Origin of the sequence: Undibacterium sp. Ji50W (assembly GCF_049340445.1) — a bacterium.
Lineage (GTDB): Bacteria > Pseudomonadota > Gammaproteobacteria > Burkholderiales > Burkholderiaceae_D > Undibacterium.
Genome location: NZ_JBMPOX010000022.1, coordinates 18,537 through 40,867, shown reverse-complemented (window position 1 = coordinate 40,867; position 22,331 = coordinate 18,537). Strand labels below are relative to the sequence as shown.

Below are 22,331 nucleotides of genomic sequence, written 5' to 3'. Positions count from 1 at the left end.
CTGCCAGCACTTAAAGGAAAAAGCAGATGAATGCATCATTGCCGCAGCAAGTCAAAATCGTTGAAGTCGGTCCGCGTGATGGCTTGCAAAATGAAAAAGAAAGCATACCTGCCGACGTCAAGATAGCGCTGGTCAATCGCCTGACTGCAGCCGGTTTTGTGAATATAGAAGCCGCCTCTTTTGTGTCGCCAAAGTGGGTGCCGCAAATGGCGACATCGACAGAAGTCATGGCTGGCATCACGCGCAAACCTGGTGTCATCTATTCTGTGCTGACACCGAATATGAAAGGCTTTGAAGCTGCGCTGGCCGCTGGTGCTGATGAAGTGGTGATTTTCAGTTCAGCCTCGGAAGCTTTTGCACAAAAAAATATCAATTGCTCGATTGCCGAATCGATAGAACGTTTCCGTGATGTGGCGCAGGCAGCAAAACAGCACAAGCTGCGTCTGCGTGGCAGCATCAGTTGTTCTTTCGGCTGCCCTTATCAGGGTGAGGTGGCGGTGGATAGCGTGTCTGACGTGGTCAAACGCATGCGTGACCTGGGTTGCGATGAAATCGATATTGCCGACACCATTGGCGTCGGCACGGCCTGGCAGGTGCAGACTGTCATGCAGCGCGTAGCGGAAGATTTTCCTATCGCAGCCTTGTCCGGTCATTTTCATGACACCTATGGTCAGGCACTGGCAAATATCTATGCCAGTCTGGAAGTCGGGATTTCTATCTTTCATTCATCCGTCGCCGGCCTTGGTGGCTGCCCGTATGCCAAAGGGGCCACCGGTAACGTGTCTACCGAAGACGTGTTGTTCCTGATGCAGGGCCTGGGCATACAAACCGGGATAGATTTGAATGCCGTGGTTGACGCCGGGCAATTCATTTCTGCACACCTGGGGCGCAAGGCAGTCAGCCGGACTGGCAATGCACTGGCAGCGAAACGGCTAGCGTAGTCAATCCATGGGAAGTGGCTAAAGAGGGAAGCGATATGTTTTGATCTTTCCCCCATTTTTGCTATAACTAAGCAGGAGGCCCAGCATCCTGCTTTTGCCTTGTCGCAACAATCCTTCCATTGCTGCCTCCTTTGAAATTACAGGAGGCCATCATGCGCCGTCGTCTTTATTTCATGCTTCCCACTATCCCTGCTGCCAGAGCCATACTCGATGAGTTATTACTGGCACGTATAGAGGAAAAATATATCCATTTCATGGCAAAAGAGAGTTTGCCCCATGACATGCCGGAAGCCAATTTTTTGCAAAAAACCGATCTCATCCATGGCATGGAATTGGGCATGGTGATTGGTGCGGCTACCGGCTTGCTGGCGGGTGGTCTGCTATTGATTTTCCCGCCTGAAGGGCTGGAGATGCGCACCATCGCCTTATTGGTTGCAGGTTTGGGTGGTGCCGTATTTGGGTCCTGGGTGTCGGGCATGGCTGCCGCTGCCATACCCAATTCACGCCTGAAAGCTTTTACCGAAGAAATTGAAGCAGGGAAAGTCTTGCTGATCGTCGATGTGCCACTGAGCAAAGTGGTGCAGACCGAAGAAATGATGGCCACCAGGCATCCAGGTTTTCGTTATGGCGGGGTCGAACCACATATTCCGGCTTTTCCCTGAAATGGATGTGCTGGAAGCTAGTGCAGCGCCACACTAGTCCTGCACTAGCGTTTAACTGGTCAGGGTAGAACTACGACACCGCGCCAAAAGGCTATAAAACCGGCTATTTCTTTAGCTGCGTCCTTGGGTGCGGGATAAGTCCAGGCGGCGTCGGTATTGGTATGGCCGTCGACTATCACATCATAGTAACTGGCCGTGCCTTTCCAGCCGCAGACCGTGTGTTTTTCACTTTCGCGCAAATATTCCTGATGCACACGGTGCATGGGGAAATAGATATTGCCTTCGACCTTCACGATCTCGGTATCACTGGCCTCGGCGATGACGGTGTCTTTCCATTTTGCGGTGGGCATGACGATTACTCCTCTTGGTCTTGCAGTGAACGGGCCAGGCGCAGGCCAGTCAGTTGCCAGCGCGCCGTTGCCGGGAAAAAATTGCGATAACTGTTACGACTATGTCCCGCAGGGGTAAAGGCAGAAGCGCCGCGCAAGACATATTGGTTGACCATGAACTTGCCATTGTATTCACCGACCGCGCCAGCCGCCGGCATAAAGCCGGGGTAGGGGCTGTAACTGCTGCAGGTCCATTGCCAGCAAGAGTCAAATAACTGGCTCAACTGGCCTTCTGCTTCATGTTGGCTGGCGGCGTATTCCCATTCGGCTTCGGTCGGCAAACGTGCGTCGGCCCAGACCGCATAGGCACTGGCTTCAAAATACGACAGGTGACCGACAGGCTGTTGCAGTTGCAGGGGCTGCAGGCCATGCAGGTTAAATTCTTGCCAGCCTTGCGGATTTGCATGCCAGTACAGTGGATGCTGCAAGTTGTGCTGGCGTACCCAGTCCCAGCCTTCGGCCAGCCACAGCGCAGCTTGACGGTAAGCGCCATCTTCAATGAAGGCCAGGTATTCTGCATTTCTGATCAGGCGTGTAGCGAGCTGGAAGGGTTCCAGAAATTGACGGTGACGCGGGCTTTCATTATCAAAGCAAAAGCCTTTGCCCTGGTGGCCTATTTCGCACAGGCAGGCATCATAATTCTGCCAGGTCAGCATTGCACATGTCGCCGCAGAAGGCTGCAGGTCGGCGGGGCTGGCATACAAGGCAGGGTAAAGCGGATTACAGGACAGCAAGTGCTTGATATCTGTCAGCATTAATTCCTGGTGTTGCTGTTCATGTTGCAGCCCCAGTTCCAGTAATTGAAAAAAATGCGGGTCTGTGAGGCTGTCGCAACATCGGCGTATGCGTGCATCGACCTGCTGGCGGTAAGCCAGCACCATATCCAGCGCTGGCCGCGTCAGCAAGCCGCGCTGCGGGCGCGGATGTTTGTCGCCTATGCCGTTGTAATAAGAATTGAACAGGACGCGAAAGTCCTGGTGAAAGGGCTGGAAGTGCGCTTCAAACCGTTCCAGGATGAAGGTTTCAAAAAACCAGGTGGTATGTGCCAGATGCCATTTGATGGGGCTGGCATCAGGCATGGATTGGGCCGTGCAATCTTCTGCCGACAAGGGGGCCGCAATGCTGACCGAACGTTGACGTACCTGCTGCCAGCGATCAATGAGGTTTGCGTACTGCATGAGATGGTTCTCCTGGTGTTCAGGCAGCTTTGGCATAAATCACGGCAAACCACGCATTGGTATCGGTCCAGTGGCTGACATATGAAAAGCCTGCTTCCGTCAGCAAGTTCACAAAACTGTCTATGCTGTATTTATAACTGTTTTCGGTATGAATGTGTTCATCCTTGATGAAATTCCGGTATCCGCCTGGCCAACTGACGTGGATATTTTCCCTCGCCCGCAAATGCATTTCTATGCGTGATTTGGCGGTATTAAAAAATGCCTCATGTTGCCATTGGCGTACATCAAAATCGCTGTGCAGCAAATGATTGATATGGCGCAGCAAATTGAGATTGAAGGCTGCCGTTACACCCAAGGTATCGGCATAGGCATCATCCAGCAAGGCCTTGTCCTTGATCAGGTCTACCCCAATCAAAATGCCGCCATTGTCATCACAGGCTGCGCGCAAATGACGCAGGAAAGCCAGGGCCTGGCGTGGTTCAAAATTGCCTATGGATGAGCCAGGGTAGAAAAACAGCCGCTTGTCATTGCGTACTTCTACCGGCAGTTGCCAGTCTTGCGACAAATCCAGCCCTAGCGCTGTCATTTCTATGTGCGGGAAGCGCTGTTGCAGACGCCGCACGGCATCCTGCAAATGATGGACGGAAATATCGATAGGCACGTACTGGTCGGGATGCAAGACCGGGAACAGGCGTGCCGCCTTGGCACAGTTGCCGGCACCCAGGTCTATCAGGCTGCCGCCAGAACCGATGACATGGGCCATGTCCGCCATATGTGTGGTAAAAATTTCTGCTTCTGTGCGGGTTGGATAATATTCTGGCAGTACGCAAATGGCTTCAAACAATACCGAACCGACCGCATCATAAAAATACTTGGGCGATGTGTGGGCCGCATCGGCCAGCAGGCCGGTTTCCAGTTCGTGAATGATGTGTGCCGGTGTCGTGCGTTCTGCGCTTGCAGCGCTGTTCAAGCGATTCGATTCGGGCATGGTCGTCGGGGCAATAAATTCAATCGGCAGACCGGATGGGCCTGTTCTTGATGCTTGGCAATGCCTTTTTCAATTCAGCGCCATTTAGGCGGGGCTTGCCATAGAGTATGGTTGCGGACTAAAGGTGGTGCTTAGTGTACAACTAATCGGATAAAAAATCCTGGAGGGGGTATCGGGCTGAATATACGATAAATTCACAATAACAATATTGACGTTATTCCAGCGAGGTTTTGTCTGGAATCCAGGGGCGTTTGTTGCGTGCCACGACTTGTTTTAAGCCTGATTTATCAATCAATTCAAAATGCGACGTTCTACTGGCAATCTATCACTGGTCGATGAATTTGATGCTGTCAGAAGATCGATGGCGTATCTGTTCGCTATCGTACATTCCAAGCGACCGAGTCAGACTGCATTGTCGGACAAAATGTACGACGGCCCTAGACTTCTCCGTAAATCTGACGATTGCCTGCCCGATTTAAAAGTCGACATTAAGGAGGGGAGGATAAGGTTTGAGTGCATGCTTTTTTGAAAGCTATAACGTGGAATTCTGATTAGCGTTGCTGACTGTGCAGATTTAATGCAGATACGCCGCCAAGCGCTTTGACGAGATTGCAGCTTGGCTGGAGGTCTATTATTGCAATGACAAATATTAAAAAGTTGCAATTAAACATAGTCATAAAGCGTTGTATTAATGAAACTTATTTGCAAATATATTTTTGATATGTAAAGATACTTTATGTTAGCCTCAAAGCCCTTAAAACTTACTCAGAGGATAACTATGTTCCGTAAATCAATTTTCACATTTGTCTTTTTGGCATGTGCTTCTGCTGCGTTTGCTACTGATACTCCACCTGTATCCCCGGAAATGCAATGTATCGCTGCGTGCGTCGCTCTCTTGGGATGGGAAGACGCTACTAACTGCATTATGATTTGTACAGACTAATTTCCCCATAAGATGAGTATTTGTTGATGTAATGCAATGTAAGTGTCTTGTTATCTCATCATGGGGAAAGTTTCCTGTGATGAGATTATTTTTTTGGGTAAACTAATAACGAATTATTAAGAAAAAATTTAATCGTGCAAATTAAAAAAATACAATTACTGATTCTGACTACAGTTTTGCTAGCTACTACAACTAGCTGGGCGCAAAAACTGGTTCCATCTACGCGAAGTGAATGTACAAGAAAATGTAATTCCGCTTTATTAAAGACTCAAAAATTTGGTGGCGAACTGACTAAAATCCGAGATGCTATTGCAAAAGAAATAGATCCAGAGAAACTCAAAGAACTGCGTCAAAAAGAAAAAGAAGAACTTGAACGTGCAACAGAAAAGGTAGCTGATGCCTGCGAAGAGATTTGTCAACATAATCCGGAGTAACAGTATTCCGCTTTATAAACTTAACTACATCTTGTGGAGACAAATTGGTCAGGCTCTGTGCAAGAGAAGACTGTATTTTTTATGAATAAAAGAATTAATGCAGCTTGTAGTCTTTTACTGGCCTGCGGATCAGTATGGGCGCAGGATGGCAAGCAGTCTGCACCTCCAGCTCAACAACCACAACAGGTTATCGTTAACGGCGCTCAAACCGACATTGAAGCTGCACGGGATTTTGTCGCAGGCAAGCTGATTATTGGCCGCAAACAGATTGAGCAGAGCGGCTTGCAAAATGTGTCAGAAATCCTCAAGCGCGAACCTGCCGTTACGGTAGGCAAGGATGGTCGTCTCAGTTTGCTGGGCTTGCCTGGCTATACACAGATTTTGCTTGACGGACTCCCACCTGCGGGTAAGTCACCTTTAGAACTGGATTTGATACAGGTAGATAAAATCGAGATTATCAAATCTGCGACGGCGGAAACCGGCCCTTTCGGTATTGCAGGAACGATTAATGTGATCAGCCGCAAGATCGAACGTAAAAGCGTACAGCAAGTTCGTCTTGGTGTGACCGAGGTGGCTGGTGAGTACGGCGGCAATGTATCGTGGATGATGAACCAGTTCAGTCCGGACAGTCCCTGGAGCTTGAATCTGAGTGTCAGCGCCAGGAACAGTCGCAGTCCCCGCTCAGGTAGTGATCAACAAACACTGCTTAGCCAGACAGGGTCACAGCCGCAATTTAATGCCCAGCGCACAGCGATAAGAACGGATGAATTTTTAACGCTGACCAGTGAACTCGCGTATAAATTCAGCAGCGGAAATAATCTCAGCTTCAAACCGGATTATGGTCAGATCAAACAGGATCAGACCAGGAATGAACAAAGAAGTTGGAGTGATGGGCGATTGCAACAGGCCGATCAACGTGGGACAACCACCCTGAGCGGATACGGTTTGCCGATTAGCTGGACTTACGATGCAGGGGAGTCAGGTCAACTGGACGCGAGTTTGCGTTACAACCAGATGCAACTCAGCGGCGATACCTTGCGTAGTGATCAGGGCACAGGAATTAGCCACGCCATTCGGCGGCAGCAACAAATTGACGATCAATCCAGTTATATCCTGTTATTGAATTACCGGAACAGTTTTAGTGGCGGGCATACAGTCAAATCTGGCTTGCAATGGACACATGGTAGCCACGATATCAATCGCGCTTATTGGCTCAACAACCAGCCTGATACCAGTCTGTCCGCATTGAGCAAGCAAAGTCTGGCCCGGGACGACAAATTGCGCATCTTTGTCCAGGACGACTGGCGTTTGAATAAAACACTTGCACTGAATGGTGGGGTTTCAGTCGAAGACCAGGTATTGAATTTTAATGAAGTGGGCATTCAGAGCCAATCCCGTTTCCGGGTCTGGTCACCTTCTTTTCATCTGGCGAAAAAGCTGGAGGGTGATCAAAAGCATCAGTTCCGCCTCTCTTTGGCACGTAGTTTCAAGGCCCCGAGCTATGACCAATTGTTGTTGCAACCGGTCATAGATCCTTTCGCCCCTTGTGTTACTCCTGCGGGTTGTGGCGGCAACACCATTGACACAGCAGATAGCATGGGTAATCCGCATCTGCTGCCAGAAAGGGCATTGGCTTTCAATCTGAGTTATGAACATGGTCTCAGTAGTGATAGCCAAATCAGTATTGAGGCATATTCACGCCAGATTGAAAAGAAAATTGGCAACGAAATATTGTTGACCACGGTGCCGTGGGCGACCGTGCCGCGCTATGTACAAAGACCGGCGAACCTTGGTAGTGCATCCATTTACGGCATAAGTCTCGACTGGCGTGTCGCCTTGATCGATATATCGAAAGCAGCGCCCAAAGTGGATCTGCGCGGCAGCTTTGGATTCGCACATTCAGTGCTGAGCGATGTACCAGGGCCAGATAATCATCTGGATGGCCAGTTGCCGTGGCGAGCCAAAATAGGCATGTCGTACAAGCTTGAAAACTTGCCGGTCAAAGTTGATGTGGATGCCAACTGGCTTCCCGCAGATTGGACACGGAATAATCTGACGCAGAGAACCTATGAGTCACGACAAAGAACGCTGACAGCGAACGCAGTCTGGACTGTGAACAATGATTTGCGGGTGATTATGAATCTTGACAATATGTTTGCGCCGCAGTCGGAAACTATACGTGAATACATACTACCTGGTGCCAGCGTACAGACACGTTCGCAGAATTCTTCATATACACGTGTAGGTCTGCGTTTGGAATTAAAACTTTAAGGAAGATCCATGCAAGCTCCATATCGCAAATATCTCAAAGACGGACTTATACTGATTGCGGTTGCCGCTCTGGCGATTGTTTTAGGTACTAATATTCCGCGCTGGTACCGGTTATTGAATGGTCCGTTCAAAAATGGGGATTACTCGGCACATATAAAATCTTCACCTTATAAATTGACACTATACGGCACCTCAACCTGTCCACATTGCCAAAGTGCGCGTATTTATCTCAAGCAGGCGGGTATCGAATTTAATGATGTTATGATTGATAAATCAGGTGATGCAGCGAAGTTGTATCAACAACTCGGTGAAAAAGCTGTACCTATACTGGTCAGCGAAAAGAAAATGCTGATAGGATTTAGTCCGGCACGCTACGAGGAAATGCTGAAGCTTGCCAACGTCAAACAGGGATTTTGACTAAAATTCGCTGGGCTCAGGCTTCAATGCCATTCTTTTTTTCAAGCATCCATCAGCTCAAAATGAAACACCTTACTGACAATCTGCCACTTGCCATCGAGTTTGATCAGCGTTAAAAAATCAGTGAAGAATTTGTTCGCTATCGCACATTCGACACGGGCGAAAGCTGTTACCGGGCCAGCCAGTTCTATGGAGACTATGCGGTCGCGGCGTGTTTCATTGCGGCTGGCGGGGGAAGGGCGTTGGTCGACGATAGGGAAGTAGTGTTGCATGTCCAGGTGCAGTAAATGACCTTCGGTGGCGCAGAAGTAATGGGCCTCGGGGTGGAATACCTGGGCCAGGATGCGAGTGTCGCTTTGATACAGGCCATCAAAATACTGGTGCAGGATGGCGATGATGTCGGGGTAGCTGGTGTCCATTTTTATGCCTTAAATGTAACGACAAAAACCGGCTGTTGGCAGCCGGTTTTTTATTGCTGGCGATGTGCCGGTATCAGGTGTCAGGTGGGCAGACCCTCTGCTTTCAACGCTGCTTGCACGTGTGGCCTGGCTTTGACGGTGGCGATGAAGTTTTGCAGATGTGCAAAGTCGCTGATATCCAGATTCACGTGTTGGGCCCAGCCGCTGACTGTGAACAGATAGGCATCAGCCACGGTGAAGGTATTGCCTGTCAGGTAAGTGCTGGCTTCCAGGCGGCTATTGACCCAGGCGAATTTCTTGCGCAGCAATCCTGCGATCAGGGTTTTGCCTTCGGTATTCATGGCCGGGTTAAACAGCGGGGCGAAGGATTTGTGCAATTCCGAAGTGATGTAGTTTTGCCACTCCAGTACACGGTAACGTGCCATGCCAGAGGCTGGCAGCAAGTCGCGGTTTTCTGCGCGTTCGGCGACGTATTGGGCAATGATGGACCCTTCGGTGAGTATCTGGCCATCATCCAGTTCCATGGTTGGTACCTGGCCTTTGGGATTGATGCTGTAAAAATCCCCACCATCCGCAGTTTTATGGGTAGAGGTATCGACCTTTTGCAGTTTGAAATCGAGGCCGGCTTCACGCAGGATGATGTGCGGGGACAGGGAACAGGCACCGGGGGAGAAATAAAGTTTCATGGTTTTGGTCTTTCTGTAAGTGGTAAAGGCTGCTCTGCCATGGTGACAGGGCATAGGCGCATACTATGCCAAACCAAATAGTTGATAAACTAGCTGAAAGTTACTTTATAAATTACATGGTGTAATGTGAATCGACATTTTGCAGATGTGTTACTTGGCAGCATAGAGTTGTTTTGCCTGGCGGCAGAGCTGGAAAGCTTCAAGGATGCGGCGACTGCAGCCGGGCTGACGCCGGCAGCAGTCAGTCGTTCGATCGCCCGGCTGGAAGAGCGCATAGGCGTGCGCCTGTTTGTCCGCACCACACGGCAATTGCGCCTGACCGAAGCCGGGCGTGCCTATTTTGTACAATGTCGCCAGGCCCTGAATCAACTGGTGGAAGCTGAACGGGAAGTATCTGGCCAGCAAATACAACCTGCCGGTCTGGTACGTATCAGCATGCCGACACCGTACGGGCATTACCGGGTATTGCCCCTGCTGGCAAAGTTTCGTCAGTTATATCCGCTGGTCAGGCTGGATTTGCAACTGAGCAACCGCAATATTGACTTCACTGCGGATGGCTTTGACCTGGTGATACGTGGCCGCATTCCGCCCGATTCAGGCATGATTGCACGCAGGCTGGAAGACACAGAAATCGTGGTCTGTGCCACGCCAGAATATCTGCAGCGTGTTGGCGTACCGAAAAAACTCGAAGATCTGGATCAGCATGAATGCCTGCAATTTGTCTTGCCCAGTGCCGGACAAAACATCGTCTGGATTTTCAGGCGCAATGGTGAAGAGCTAGACTGGCCTACCAAGGGTAGCCTCACCTGTTCAGAAGACTTGCTGGGCATCATTACCCTGGCAAGACATGGCGCAGGTTTGTTGCAGGCATCGCGTTTCATGGTGGAACAGGATTTGCGTGCTGGGAAACTGGTGGAGGTATTACAGGAATTCGGCGGGCGTACCCGGCCATTTTCTCTCATGTATCCGCGTGACCGGCATCTGCCTTTGCGGGTCAGGGTATTTATTGATTTTCTGATTGCGGAGTTGGCGCAGAATTAATATCAAAAATTAAGCTCAAGAATTAACCGCAAGAATTAACCGCACCTCACCTCACCATGCCAGCACCTGCTGTATCACCCAGGCTGCATCGTCCAGCGGCAAATCATGGCCTGCCGTGGGGTGCAGGTGCAGGGGGCAATGCCATTGCTGTGCCAGCCTGTGTGAACAGGCGACATTCACCAGGTGGTCATGCTCACCCGCCAGCAAAAGCAGCGGCACTTTGCCAGTGTATGGTGGCGCACGAAAACCCATGGCGGCCAGTAGTTGTCGCAGGATATTGCCAACGCGGATGGGATTTTCTTGCGCATAGGCAATCCAGCGCGCCACGATCTCTTTGCCCTGTTGTTTGGTATGCAGATTGCTGGTGATACGCAAGATCAATTGCTCGCGCTGCTTGCGCGAGCCGAATAACATGGTGGCGATCAGTGCCGGGTAATTTGCCGGTCTCAGTCGATGGTAAAAGGGATTGTGCGGTGCCACACTGGTATTGATCAGCACCATGCGCTGCAAGTCATCCGGATATTGGTTTGCCCAGGCCAGTGCCACCATGGCACCTAATGAAACTGCCAGTATTTGCACCGGTTTTGATACCCCTTGTGTCTGTAATTGCTGGTGACAGTAGTCAGCCATCGCTTCTACGCTGCTGAAGCTAGGCTCTGCATACAATTGCCCGTTACCAGGAAAGTCCAGGCATAACACGCGTTTAGCACCCGTTGCTTGCTGGAAGCGTGCAGGAAAGTCGCCCCAGTGCCTGCTTTCCCGCATCAGCCCACGCAATAACACCCAGGTCGTCATGGCCGGTACCAGCGCGCCACGGCACGCTCTTGCAGGCGCAGGCGGGTTGGGCCTGTGGCCAGCCATTGCGCGTGGCTGGAAGTTGCCCGCATCAGGAAATCCAGCCAGGAACTATGCCGCCGCAAGACGCGGCTCAGCCGGTGTTGTGCCACCGGGTTGAACATGCCATGCCGTGAAAATAGCTGGCGCGGGTTTTTCTTCACCCACAACCATGATCCCATTTCCAGCGTCAGCGGCAAAAAGGTCTTGTTGCTGTCTTGCTGCGCCTGCAGGTATAGATAATCCCAGACATCGCCATGGGTGCGGTATTGCAGGCTCTGTGGCTCGAACAGGTAAGAATGATTGGGATGGGTTTGCTCAAATAATTCTTCCAGCGCCAGGATGTCGGCCAGATGCTCTATGGGGTGCACGCTATGCGCATGCGGGAACCAGACACGGTCACGCAGGCCAAAGCCGGAATGGCAATCAATCGCCATGCTGAAAGGGCGCGACAGCAATTCTTGTTGTACCGTGTGGCACAAGGCCAGGTTTTCTGCTTCCATCTCTGCACCGGCCGCGCCGCGATACCAGGGCAGGCGTGGGCTATAGCGATGGCCACCCAGCAGGAAGGGTACCTTGTCTTGCGCTTCCACCGGCGCGTTGCGCATCAGGTCGACGCCGCTGGGGTTGCAGCGGGTAGATTGCCACATGCCACCGGGATTAATCAGTGGCATGAACACCAGGCGCACATCCTGCAACATATGTTGCAGGCTCTTGTCCCAGGACAGGCGTGTCAGCAGAGCCCGCAAAAAAGACAGCAAGACTTGCGTACCTATACGTTCCAAGCCATGGATGCCACCAAAAAAACCAATCGCGGGCAGACTGGTATCGGGATTGCCAAGCGCCAGTTTATACACAGGGAATTGCTTGTGCCTGACCGCCACCTCGCACAAGACCTCTACCTCCAGCTGTCCGCGGCCAAGGGTGATAATGCGTTCCAGTTCATTCAATTCAGGCAGGGCAGGCATGAGCAAGTGCTTAAAGTTAACCACGCCATGCTAGAGGAGCTATACGCAGAATGCAAGAAGGACGCGGTGTTGGCACGCATTTGAGCAATTATGACCAACACTTCGGCATATGCCGGGCTTTGACGGAACTTTTCATGCGCCCTGGCCTCTGCATATAGAATGATCTGTTGAAACCAGGCTTTTACTGGTGCAGAAGGTTTACACAAATTAAGGAGTTGCTTTTGTCCAGTCAATTGAAGAATGTCGCCGCCGACGATGAGGCCTATTGGGCAGATATCCGCTCACAATACACCGTCTCACCAGATTTCATCAATCTGGAAAACGGCTACTTTGGTGTGCAGGCGCAGCCTGTGTTTGAGGCTTTCCAGCGCTATCAGGCGCAGGTGAATGCCGAGACTTCGTATTTCTTGCGGGTGCGTTACGCGCCCCTGTTTGTGCAAGTCATGCAGGCGCTCAAGGATTTTTGCGGTGTAGATGAAGGGGAACTGGTACTGACGCGTAACCTGATCGAGGGCATGAATATCCTGCTGCAGGGTTATCCTTTGCAGGCTGGTGATGAAGTCATACTCGCCACGCATGATTACGACCACGTCATTGATACCTTAATGATGCTGGAGAAACGCAAGCAGATACAACTACGGCATTTGCAATTGCCATTCGACCCTGCCAGTGATGAAGACATTGTGGCCCGCTACGAGCAGGCGATTACGTCCAAAACCAAACTGATACTGGTCACCCACATGGTGCACAGGACAGGGCAGATCATGCCGGTGGCCAAGATTACTGCCATGGCCAGACGGCATGGGGTGGATGTCATGGTCGACGCAGCGCATTCTTTTGCCCATCTGAACTACCGCATGACAGAGCTGGGTGCTGACTTTGTCGCGGTGAATTTGCATAAATGGCTGGGCGTGCCACTGGGGGTAGGCATGCTATACATACGCAAACACAGGGTGGCGGATATTGCGCCGCTGTTCGGTAATGTCAAGTTTGCCGACAATGAAATCTTTAAATTCACGCAAGTGGGTACGGTGCCGCCAGCGAATGTGTTGACGGTGCTCGATGCGTTGAAGTTTCATGAATCCATAGGTTCAGCCAACAAGGAAGGACGCTTGCGCTACCTGACCCAATACTGGGTGAACCAGGTGCGTGGCTTGCCTGATGTGCGCATCATGACGCCGACCGACCCGCAACGTTCGTGTGCCATTGCCGGTTTTGGCATCGTCGGTAATTCTGGTCATGCCATCGTCGATTACCTGATGCGCGAGCACAAGATATTCACCGTCACGCGTGATCTGGATGGGCATGACATCGTCAGGGTGACGCCGCATCTGTACACCAGTCTGGACGACCTGGATAAACTGGTAGTGGCCATAAAGCAATTGACACAAGCTTGAGGTATCCGCAGATACGGCAGAAATAATTTCCAGTTTACGGGATTTATTTATCCTATATAATGGAAGTTATGGATATCAATACGATTATTGCCCGCAGGGTGCGTGAGTTACGCGATCAACAAAAGCTGTCGCTGGATGTGCTGGCGAAGCGCAGTGGCGTCAGCCGGTCGAACATTTCCCTGATAGAACGCGCAGAAAGCAGCCCGACGGCGGCAGCGCTGGACAAGCTGGCCGTGGGGCTGGGGGTATCGCTGGCTTCACTGTTTGAAGACAGCACACCAGCAGCCGTGGCATCACCCGTCTCACGCCTGGCTGAGCAGGTTTGCTGGACTGATCCTGCATCCGGCTATATGCGTCGTAATCTCTCACCTGGCCTGCCTTCGCCCCTACAACTGGTGGAAGTTGCATTCCCGGCAGGCCAAACCGTGCGCTATGACAGTTTTCATCGCGAGGTGGATATCCAGCAGCAGGTCTGGATACTGGCAGGTGAAATGCGTATTCATGTGGGTGAACAAGCCTGGGATTTACAGACCGGCGATTGCCTGTCCATGAAACTGGATCAACCCATTACTTTTCATAATCCCGGCGTTGCCCTGGCACGCTATCTGGTGGCGCTTTGCAAGGAGTAAATGATGACTGAGCAAGTACACATACACATTCTTGATGCCGGGCAGGCCTTAGTCAGTGTGCCGGCCCTGGCGGATGTATTGACAGACTGCGTTGCCGGCGGTGCATCCGTCAGCTTCATGTGGCCTTTGCCACGCGAACGTGCGCTGCAATTCTGGCAGGGCGTTGCAGATGGCGTTGCCCGCAAGGAGCGTGTCTTGCTGGTCGCCAGGGATGATAACGGCGACATCATAGGCACGGTACAATTGATCACCGCCATGCCAGACAACCAGCCGCACCGGGCCGATGTGGCCAAGATGCTGGTGCACAGGAAGGCGCGTCGCAGAGGTGTTGCGCAAGCATTGATGGCTGCAGTTGAAAAAACCGCCAGAGCCGAAGGCAAGACCGTGCTGGTGCTGGATACGGTCACGGGTGGCGATGCCGAACGCCTGTATGAACGTGCAGGCTGGCAGAAAGTGGGTGTGGTACCCAACTATGCCCTGATGCCTGATGGCGAATTTTGTGGAACGAGCTTCTTTCATAAACAAATTTAGCGGAGTAAGCCAGTATGCGTATTGCAGTGATTTCAGATATACACGGCAATCTGGCGGCGTTGGAAGCGGTGACTGCCGATCTGCGTCTGCGTGGGGTTGATCAGGTAGTCAATCTGGGTGACAGCCTGTCTGGCCCCTTGCTGCCAAAAGAAACGGCAGACTTCCTGATGGCACAAGCTGGCTGGATGCATCTGGCTGGCAATCATGAAAGACAAATTCTGGAATTGCATGAACGCTCAGGTGCCGGCGATGTGTATGCACATCAGCAAATCACGACAGCGCAAAGGGACTGGATAACAAGTCTGAAACCGGTGCTGCGCCTGACTGAAGAAGTGTTGCTCTGCCACGGTACACCGGACAGCGATAACACGACCTTGCTGCAAGTGGCAGATAGGAATGCCACGGCACAGGAAGTGAAAGACCGGCTGGGGCAACAAACTGCAGCCGTGATAGCCTGTGGCCATAGCCATGTTGCCCGCAGTGTGCGCACTGTTGCAGGCCAACTGATCGTCAATCCCGGCAGCGTTGGTCATCCCGCCTATGAATATGATTACCCTTACCCGCATGTGATTGAATCCGGCTCACCAGATGCACGTTATGCCATCGTCGAAAAGATGTCGCACGGCTGGACCGCCAGTTTGATCAATGTTCCTTATGCGTATCAGCAAATGGTCGATCTTGCGGCCTCGCGTGGACGTGAAGATTGGGTCAGGGCTTTGCGTAGTGGCTACATGAATGGATAATATGAAAAAACAAGACGCTGCTCTGATCATCGTCGACATGCAGCGTGGCATGGCGGATCCTAAAGCCGGGCGTAGGAATAATCCAGATGCAGAAGACAAGATACGCCAGTTGCTGGCGGCATGGCGTGCAGCCGGCAAACCGATAGTGCATGTACGGCACATGTCGCGCTCACCCGCTTCGCTATTCTGGCCGGGGCAGCCTGGCAATGAATTTCAGGATAGTTTCGTACCATTGGCCAGCGAACACGTGGTCGAGAAAAACGTTACCGATGCCTTCGTCCATACAGGTCTGGAACGCTGGCTGCACGTGCGTGGCATCAAAGATCTGGTGATAGTCGGTGTCAGCACCAATAATTCAGTTGAGGCCACTGCCCGCAGTGCGGGTAACCTGGGCTTTACCACTACGGTAGTCGCTGATGCCTGCTTCAGTTTTGACAGACTGGATTTGCATGGTAAGCCACAGACTGCAGAAGAAGTACATGTACATGCACTCAGCAATCTTCAGGGCGAATATGCGACTGTGCTTGATGCCGTGACGTTGCTGGGCTAAAGGCATCTTCCTCGACATAGTCAGCGACATATTCAGTGAAATATTCGGTGGCATATTCACAGATTAGCAGCGGTAATTTCCTTAAGAGATTACCGCTTCCGTCATCTATCCTAAAACCAAAAAATTTCATAGAATGCCCATCACTGCCGCACGGGTTTGCGGTTTATTTTTACTCAATGGGAAAATCATCATGGCCATGGATGTCATAGACTACGAAATTTTTGGCGACGACATGCAATTCGTCGAAGTTGAACTTGACCCCGGCGAAGCGGCCATAGGTGAAGCCGGTACCATGTTTTACATGGAAGACGACATTGAGATGGAAACCATCTTTGGCGACGGTTCTGCTGGCCAGACAGGCATCTTCGGCAAATTGCTGGGTGCTGGCAAGCGCCTGGTGACCGGCGAATCCCTGTTTACGACGGTCTTTATGAATGCTGGCAGGGCCAAGAGGAAAGTTGCCTTTGGTGCTGCGTATCCCGGCAAAATCATTCCCATGCATCTGGATCAGATGGGCGGCACCCTGTTGTGCCAGAAAGACGCCTTCCTGTGTGCTGCCAAAGGGGTGTCGCTGGGTATTGCTTTTCAAAAGCGGCTGGGTGCGGGCTTTTTTGGTGGTGAAGGCTTCATCCTGCAAAAACTGGAAGGGGATGGCCTGGCCTTTATCCATGCTGGTGGTGCCATCATAGAAAAGACCTTGCATCCTGGCCAGACCCTGCGTGTGGACACAGGCTGCGTGGTGGCCTTTACCCAGGAAGTGGACTTCGATATCAAGTATGTCGGCGGCGTCAAGACCGCCCTGTTCGGTGGTGAGGGGATATTCTTTGCCCATTTGCGCGGCCCCGGCAAGGTCTGGCTGCAATCGCTGCCGCTGGCTCGCCTGGCAAACCGCATAGTCGGTGCATCGAAAGTGGGTGGCAGCAAAGGAGGCGAACAAGGTTCGGTACTTGGTGGGCTGAGTAATATTTTTGAAGATGAATAAGGAAGATAAATAAGTAAGCGGTCGTGCTGGCATGATTATTTATCAGTGCCGCTCTTAGCTCTCTGTACGGTGTTGACATCGCTCTGTTTTTTGTCCCTTCCGCCAGGGCAAGCTTGGATGTCAACACATTTGTGCCATCATCTCTGCATCAATATCCCGACACATCGGCCGGGATGGCGTTTCTTTGCTGACTTCGTCGCCTTATATCGCTACCTCATTCAAGCTAATTTCAATCAAGCTTATTCCAGAAAACATGCTGGCTAATTTTTGCAGCAAGGGGCCACGGTGATTGGCTTCGTTTTTCCACGCTCCCTTCGATCACTGTCGCACAGCCGGACATGACACCCATCCTTTGCAAGGGCGGGTTCCGGTTTTATCCCCTGTGTTAGTCAGCGTACAGAAGAAATTTCAAGCCTTGTATAAATTACGTCTACTTTAATCAATTGCCCTATGTCATTTGAAGTGGCATACATGGCCTCATTGAAAGAAGCGCAACAGTCTTTTTCGACAGAAACAATTAAACAGGAGTTTCATGATGAATTCAGATCAGATCAAAGGCGCGGCAAAAAAAGTGGCAGGTAAAGTTCAACAGGAAGGTGGCAAGCTTGTCGGAAGCAAAAAACAGCAAGCCAAGGGCGCTGCCAAGCAAGTAGAGGGTAGCATGCAAGAAGCCCTGGGCAATATCAAGGAAGTATTCAAAAACGACCAGCAGCATTGAGCAACTGACGCTTTCCGGGCTTGTGCAACCAGCTTGATGCAAAGCCCTGCAATTCCTTGTGATTCCTTGCGATTCTTTGTAATCCCCGGCAGTACTACTAAAGTCGCCTATTCAACAACATCCCAATAATTCAGACAGGTGGACCACAGCGATGGACGTGCCCATACCAACTATTCCCCCTGAAACGGACGACAGCGACGCTGGTGCCGTGATGAATGATGTGAAAGCAGTGGCCCCTGCTGACACCCAGGCGCAGGTATTCCCCGGTGTACATGTCAACGCCCGCGGTGTGGCCTTGACCATACTGGCAACTGTCGCCTTCTTCTTTGCCCTGAGCGCAGCGCAGCGGTTTTTCATTCCTCTGGTCTTCGGTATTCTGGTGGCCTACACGCTGTCTCCTCTGGTCGATACCTTGCAAGGTTGGCGTATACCACGCGTGATCGCTACCACTGTGGTCATGATCAGTATGTTGACTATCATTGGCACGCAGATCAATTCATTGCATACGGAATTTGACGCCATTCTTGATCAGTTGCCGATAGCGACCCGCAAGTTTTCCAGTGAAATGAGCAAACTGCAAATCGGTCAGAGCGGTCTGATGCAGAAAATGCAGACGGCAGCTACTGAAATAGAAAAGGCTACCAGCCAGGCGACAACCGGTGTGCAGCCCAACGTGAAGAAAGCGGTGGTCACTGAAACACCTGTGCTGAAATTGCGCGAATTGCTGCTGGCAGGGTCACTGGGCATCATGGATTTGCTGGGCCAGGCAATCATGACGCTGTTTCTTATTTTTTTCCTGCTGTTATCCGGTGACAAGTTCAAGCGAAAGCTGGTCAAAATTACCGGTCCCTCGCTGACACAGAAGCGCATTACCGTACAAATCCTGAGCAAGATCAATACCTCGGTACAGCAATACATGTTCATGTTATTGATCACCAACGGTTTGCTGGCATTACTCAGCTGGATCGCATTTCATTTCATGGGACTGGAAAATGCAGGTGCCTGGGCGCTGACTAGCGGCCTGTTGCATATCATTCCCTATTTTGGTTCGCTATTGATGGCCCTGGCAGTCTGTCTGATTGCCTATGTGCAGTTTGGTACTATCTCCATGGCCTTGCTGGTGGCGGGTATCTCGATCGCGATTGCGGCGCTGGTGGGCACAGTGGTCACCACCTGGATGACAGGGCGCATTACCCGGATGAATGCTGCAGCCGTCTTTATCTCACTCTTGTTCTGGGGTTGGTTATGGGGTGCTTGGGGTTTGTTGCTGGGTGTGCCGATTATCGTGATCGTGAAAGTCATCTCCGAACATATCGATGGCATGCAAACCGTGGCCGAACTGTTGAGCGAATAAGCGGGCAGGGGCCCGGCAAATAAAGTCATTCCCCGAAGGGAATGACTTTATTTGCCGGCCTGAATTACATCACATCCGCATCACGTTCATGCAACGCGCATTGACACAGCTTAGCTGCGGTACACGTAATTGTTTTTTACATAGACACGATTGCCGACACGCAGGTCGGCGATATTGTCCTGTAACACGGTTTGATAGACACCGTTATCCAGGCGCACGCTGATCTGATAGGCCTCGCGTACCTGCTGGTTGCGGTTATTCTTTTCTATGTTATTGCCGACGACGGCACCGCCAACGACACCGGCTGCAGTGGCGATGGTATTACCCGTACCACCCCCAACCTGATTACCCAAAATCCCGCCAACGATACCGCCAACGATGGCACCGGCACCAGGCCCCTTGCTTTCATTCGACACTTGCACGACCTGTATCGATTCAATGACACCATAGCTACTGTAAGCCTCTGAGGTTGGATAGGCACTTGCCGTTGTGGGGGAACTGCTGCATGCACCCAGCAGGGCAGATGCGGCAATAGTTACGGCGATGGTAGTTTGTTTGCAGATATTCATGATCTTTCTCCATTGTTGTTGACGTGAAAAATCATAGCTTCCGGTGATGCAGCAATCGGTGCGATAACGCACTTTGGCATTGACGAATGTTTGATGCGGATCAAGTGCGGTTTCCCTCTTGTAGGACTACTCCCACATAGCACAGCGTGCTCAGCGTACAAGCGCTTGCCGGACTGTCCGATGCCTGTTTCAAGGATAAAGAACTACAGTGTAATCAGTCGGAAAGATATCGGGCCAAGTTCAAAAAAATAGCTGATGTCTATATCGAAAAAAAGTAATGCTGTGTATTTGACGACTATGACAGGCAAGGCGTGACATAGGATGTCTTTGAAAAGAGGAGCAACAATGAATAGCACGCAAACACGGGTTTCAATCACCGCGCATCCAGCGCTGACTTCTGGCGGGACGCTGCATCGCAGATATTCAGTTGACTACACACCTGCAGTAACAGCAAGAGCAGGTTTGGGCCTGCTTGATGATACGGTGCAAAATGATATCCTGGCGGCCCTGCCTGAAGATGAAATTGCATTTCTCATGCCACATCTGGAGCTGGTCGAGCTAGCTTTTGACAAAGAACTTTACGAGTATGGTGACAAATTATCCCATGTGTATTTCCCGGCCACTGCTGTGGTTGCCCTGCTGTACGTGCTGGCAGATGGAGATGTCACTGAAATTGGCGTGACCGGGCATGAAGGTATGCTTGGTATCTCTGTGCTGATGGGCGAGCGCGCACTGGGTAACGCCATGGTGCAGTGTGCTGGCAGTGCCTATAAATTGAAGGCCTCGGTATTGAAGGAAGCGTATGCCAGGGGCGGGAAGTTGCAGCAAATACTGATGCGCTACACCCAGGCCCTGTTTGCGCAAATGGCACAAAATTCGGTATGTGGACGTCACTATTCCATCGACCAGCAATTGTCGCGCTGGTTGCTCGACAGACTGGATCGCCTGTACAGCAATGAATTGAAAGTGACCCAGGAAATGATTGCCAACATGCTGGGTGTGCGTCGTGAAAGCGTTACCGAGGCTGCAGGGAAATTGCAGCTTGAAGGCCTGATCCAGTACAAGCGCGGCAATATCACCGTGCTGGATCGTGAAGGACTGGAAATGCATGCGGGCGAGTGTTACCGCGTGTCCAGGCAGGAATTTGACCAGATACTGTCCACCGGCATGCTACGTTAATCATGTAAGCAGGCCGATGGGCCGCGACAAGTCAAAGCCAGGAAACCCCCACTGATGACAGCGGGGGTTTTTTAAGTTTTAAAAGGGATGAAGGTTTCCGTTACCGTGCCCCGGTTGTTCGGGCCGGATTTAACAGAAAAGCTGCCGCCCAACAGCAAGGCACGTTCACGCATGCCCAATATGCCATGGGTCTTGGGTTTGCTGATGGCATCTGTCGGTATGCCTATGCCATTGTCAAGAACCTGCAGCCACAAGCCTTGTTCTGTGCGTTTCAGGCTGATCTTGACTTCGGTGGCCTGTGCATACTTGATGACATTGTTCAGCGATTCCTGGGTGATGCGGAACAGGGCAATTGACCAGGCGGGATCGATGGTGTCGAAATCTTCCGTAATGTCAGCCACATACGATAAACCGGCAATTGCCGTGACCTCTTCACAATAGTGTTGTATCGAGGCAGACAGGCCAAGATTATCCAGCAGGCTGGGGCGTAAGTCTTCTATGATGCGTCGCTTCAGATCGACGGTATCCAGCAAGGCGCGCTTGGTTCTTTGCAATTGCTTTGCCAGCTCAGGTTCTTTATCCTTGAGTTTTTCAGTGACGACAGAGATATCCATGCTGATCGCGGTTAAATTCGATCCCATTTCATCATGCAGCTCACGGGCCAGTTTGGCTTTCTCTTTTTCCGAGACATTTAACAAGTGATGCGACAAGACTGATAATTGCTCGGTGCGTTTTAATACCGTGCTTTCCAGGTTATCGTTGGCGATCTTCAATGCGTTTTCTATGCCGCGTTGTTTGTAGAAACTGCGATAGATCAGACGGTAAAACAAAATCAGGACCAGTAGCGCAATAGAATTGGTTGCAGTACCAAAGAACAGGGCATCCTTGTATTCTGCGTACGACACCTGGCGCCTGGCTGCCAGTACCTCGTTTTCTTCCTTTTCCATGATGATATCAAGCAGCCGGATTTCATCCATGACTTCCCGGCCATCACCGACCTTTGCCAGCTCCATGATACCGGTCAGGCCAAACTCTCTATAGGTTGAAATACCATGTTCAAACACCCTGGCTTTGCTGTCATAGAGCCTGCGTAATTCAGCCAGATTTTTGACCTGGGCAGGATTGTCTTGCAATAATTTGTCCAGTTCCCTGAAGTCACTTTCCAGCTTGCTACGGGCTATTTCCCAGGGGCGAATATAGACTTCATTGCCGGACATGAAATAGCCACGCAGGCTGCTTTCAGAATCCATGATCAGCAGGTTGATATTCTTGAGTTTGTCTTTGACACTCCAGTTATGTTCCACCCAGTCATTGTTGGCCTTGAGTTTTTCCAGATTCTGGTAAGCAGAATAGGCATTGCCAATCAAAATGAAGAGGCAGATCATGAACAGAAACGTGATGTACAGAGGTATCGACGTGGATGTGGTTTTTTTCAAGAAAATTTCCTCACTAGGCGGCTGAAATACGTAGGCAATTACTGCTGGAATTTAAATCAGCCATACAGTTTT

General features: G+C 51.1%; 24 protein-coding genes. 15 read left to right on the top strand and 9 right to left on the bottom strand.

All coding sequences use genetic code 11. The annotated features are described in order from the left end of the window. Window positions 1-26 precede the first annotated feature (26 nt). Both ACO0K9_RS23070 and ACO0K9_RS23065 read left to right on the top strand, forming a co-directional pair. Complete coding sequence (locus tag ACO0K9_RS23070; protein ID WP_422988835.1) at window positions 27-941, top strand: hydroxymethylglutaryl-CoA lyase; 915 nt, start codon at window positions 27-29, stop codon at window positions 939-941. Between the two features lie 152 nt (window positions 942-1,093). After that, window positions 1,094-1,603: a DUF1269 domain-containing protein gene (locus tag ACO0K9_RS23065; protein ID WP_422988833.1), complete on the top strand. Its 510-nt coding sequence runs from the start codon at window positions 1,094-1,096 to the stop codon at window positions 1,601-1,603. Window positions 1,604-1,662: 59 nt separating this feature from the next. On the opposite strand, the gene ACO0K9_RS23060 is transcribed toward ACO0K9_RS23065, so the two are convergent. From ACO0K9_RS23060 to egtD, 3 genes are read right to left on the bottom strand one after another with little or no spacing between them, the layout of a single operon-like run. Next, window positions 1,663-1,953: a DUF427 domain-containing protein gene (locus ACO0K9_RS23060; RefSeq protein WP_422988831.1), complete on the bottom strand. Its 291-nt coding sequence runs from the start codon at window positions 1,951-1,953 to the stop codon at window positions 1,663-1,665. A gap of 5 nt (window positions 1,954-1,958) precedes the next feature. Beyond that, on the bottom strand, window positions 1,959-3,170 hold the full coding sequence (gene egtB, locus ACO0K9_RS23055; RefSeq protein ID WP_422988829.1) for an ergothioneine biosynthesis protein EgtB: 1,212 nt from the start codon (window positions 3,168-3,170) through the stop codon (window positions 1,959-1,961). A gap of 19 nt (window positions 3,171-3,189) precedes the next feature. Beyond that, complete coding sequence (gene egtD / locus ACO0K9_RS23050) at window positions 3,190-4,158, bottom strand: L-histidine N(alpha)-methyltransferase (protein ID WP_422988827.1); 969 nt, start codon at window positions 4,156-4,158, stop codon at window positions 3,190-3,192. A 1,077-nt stretch (window positions 4,159-5,235) separates the two neighbouring features. Here egtD and ACO0K9_RS23045 point away from each other — a divergent pair. The 3 genes from ACO0K9_RS23045 (at window position 5,236) to ACO0K9_RS23035 (ending at window position 8,223) form a co-directional block, all read left to right on the top strand. Beyond that, a complete protein-coding gene (locus tag ACO0K9_RS23045) occupies window positions 5,236-5,535 on the top strand; it encodes a hypothetical protein (protein WP_422988825.1) in 300 nt (99 codons plus the stop codon). An 81-nt stretch (window positions 5,536-5,616) separates the two neighbouring features. Then, complete coding sequence (locus ACO0K9_RS23040) at window positions 5,617-7,806, top strand: TonB-dependent receptor plug domain-containing protein (protein WP_422988823.1); 2,190 nt, start codon at window positions 5,617-5,619, stop codon at window positions 7,804-7,806. Window positions 7,807-7,815: 9 nt separating this feature from the next. Then, window positions 7,816-8,223, top strand: a complete 408-nt coding sequence (locus ACO0K9_RS23035; protein WP_422988821.1) for a glutaredoxin family protein — start codon at window positions 7,816-7,818, stop codon at window positions 8,221-8,223. Between the two features lie 41 nt (window positions 8,224-8,264). Here ACO0K9_RS23035 and ACO0K9_RS23030 read toward each other — a convergent pair whose 3' ends face one another. Continuing rightward, on the bottom strand, window positions 8,265-8,642 hold the full coding sequence (locus ACO0K9_RS23030) for a nuclear transport factor 2 family protein (protein ID WP_422988819.1): 378 nt from the start codon (window positions 8,640-8,642) through the stop codon (window positions 8,265-8,267). Window positions 8,643-8,722: 80 nt separating this feature from the next. Further along, the gene (gstA, locus tag ACO0K9_RS23025) at window positions 8,723-9,328 is read right to left on the bottom strand and encodes a glutathione transferase GstA (RefSeq protein ID WP_422988817.1); all 606 of its coding nucleotides are present in this window, start codon (window positions 9,326-9,328) and stop codon (window positions 8,723-8,725) included. A gap of 126 nt (window positions 9,329-9,454) precedes the next feature. Between gstA and ACO0K9_RS23020 the strand changes: the two genes are divergently transcribed. Beyond that, window positions 9,455-10,369 carry a LysR family transcriptional regulator gene (locus ACO0K9_RS23020; RefSeq protein ID WP_422988815.1) on the top strand — a complete coding sequence of 305 codons (915 nt, stop codon included), beginning with the start codon at window positions 9,455-9,457 and terminating at the stop codon, window positions 10,367-10,369. Window positions 10,370-10,420: 51 nt separating this feature from the next. Here ACO0K9_RS23020 and ACO0K9_RS23015 read toward each other — a convergent pair whose 3' ends face one another. Both ACO0K9_RS23015 and ACO0K9_RS23010 read right to left on the bottom strand, forming a co-directional pair. Next, a complete protein-coding gene (locus tag ACO0K9_RS23015) occupies window positions 10,421-11,164 on the bottom strand; it encodes an alpha/beta fold hydrolase (RefSeq protein ID WP_422988813.1) in 744 nt (247 codons plus the stop codon). Then, window positions 11,161-12,171: a M14 family zinc carboxypeptidase gene (locus ACO0K9_RS23010; protein WP_422988811.1), complete on the bottom strand. Its 1,011-nt coding sequence runs from the start codon at window positions 12,169-12,171 to the stop codon at window positions 11,161-11,163. The genes ACO0K9_RS23015 and ACO0K9_RS23010 overlap by 4 nt, the downstream gene beginning before the upstream one ends. Window positions 12,172-12,392: 221 nt before the next feature. Between ACO0K9_RS23010 and ACO0K9_RS23005 the strand changes: the two genes are divergently transcribed. From ACO0K9_RS23005 to ACO0K9_RS22970, 8 genes are all read left to right on the top strand, one after another. Next, a complete protein-coding gene (locus ACO0K9_RS23005; RefSeq protein ID WP_422988809.1) occupies window positions 12,393-13,568 on the top strand; it encodes an aminotransferase class V-fold PLP-dependent enzyme in 1,176 nt (391 codons plus the stop codon). A 68-nt stretch (window positions 13,569-13,636) separates the two neighbouring features. Next, on the top strand, window positions 13,637-14,197 hold the full coding sequence (locus ACO0K9_RS23000; RefSeq protein ID WP_422988807.1) for a helix-turn-helix domain-containing protein: 561 nt from the start codon (window positions 13,637-13,639) through the stop codon (window positions 14,195-14,197). Window positions 14,198-14,200: 3 nt separating this feature from the next. Beyond that, window positions 14,201-14,728 carry a GNAT family N-acetyltransferase gene (locus tag ACO0K9_RS22995; RefSeq protein ID WP_422988805.1) on the top strand — a complete coding sequence of 176 codons (528 nt, stop codon included), beginning with the start codon at window positions 14,201-14,203 and terminating at the stop codon, window positions 14,726-14,728. Window positions 14,729-14,742: 14 nt separating this feature from the next. Further along, window positions 14,743-15,471, top strand: coding sequence for a metallophosphoesterase family protein (locus tag ACO0K9_RS22990; RefSeq protein WP_422988803.1), 729 nt, complete (start codon window positions 14,743-14,745; stop codon window positions 15,469-15,471). 1 nt (window position 15,472) lies between these two features. Then, window positions 15,473-16,021, top strand: coding sequence for a cysteine hydrolase family protein (locus ACO0K9_RS22985; RefSeq protein WP_422988801.1), 549 nt, complete (start codon window positions 15,473-15,475; stop codon window positions 16,019-16,021). Window positions 16,022-16,211: 190 nt separating this feature from the next. After that, the gene (locus tag ACO0K9_RS22980; protein WP_422988945.1) at window positions 16,212-17,003 is read left to right on the top strand and encodes a TIGR00266 family protein; all 792 of its coding nucleotides are present in this window, start codon (window positions 16,212-16,214) and stop codon (window positions 17,001-17,003) included. Window positions 17,004-17,538: 535 nt separating this feature from the next. Next, window positions 17,539-17,721 (top strand): CsbD family protein, encoded by a 183-nt coding sequence (locus ACO0K9_RS22975; protein WP_422988799.1) that lies wholly within the window; start codon window positions 17,539-17,541, stop codon window positions 17,719-17,721. 151 nt (window positions 17,722-17,872) lie between these two features. Continuing rightward, a complete protein-coding gene (locus ACO0K9_RS22970; RefSeq protein WP_422988797.1) occupies window positions 17,873-19,075 on the top strand; it encodes an AI-2E family transporter in 1,203 nt (400 codons plus the stop codon). Between the two features lie 110 nt (window positions 19,076-19,185). Here ACO0K9_RS22970 and ACO0K9_RS22965 read toward each other — a convergent pair whose 3' ends face one another. Further along, window positions 19,186-19,644 (bottom strand): glycine zipper 2TM domain-containing protein, encoded by a 459-nt coding sequence (locus tag ACO0K9_RS22965; protein WP_422988795.1) that lies wholly within the window; start codon window positions 19,642-19,644, stop codon window positions 19,186-19,188. A 345-nt stretch (window positions 19,645-19,989) separates the two neighbouring features. Between ACO0K9_RS22965 and ACO0K9_RS22960 the strand changes: the two genes are divergently transcribed. After that, window positions 19,990-20,823 (top strand): Crp/Fnr family transcriptional regulator, encoded by an 834-nt coding sequence (locus tag ACO0K9_RS22960; RefSeq protein WP_422988793.1) that lies wholly within the window; start codon window positions 19,990-19,992, stop codon window positions 20,821-20,823. 71 nt (window positions 20,824-20,894) lie between these two features. Here the strand turns inward: ACO0K9_RS22960 and ACO0K9_RS22955 are convergent, their stop codons facing one another. Further along, window positions 20,895-22,259 carry a CHASE3 domain-containing protein gene (locus ACO0K9_RS22955; protein WP_422988791.1) on the bottom strand — a complete coding sequence of 455 codons (1,365 nt, stop codon included), beginning with the start codon at window positions 22,257-22,259 and terminating at the stop codon, window positions 20,895-20,897. Between the last annotated feature and the right edge of the window lie 72 nt (window positions 22,260-22,331).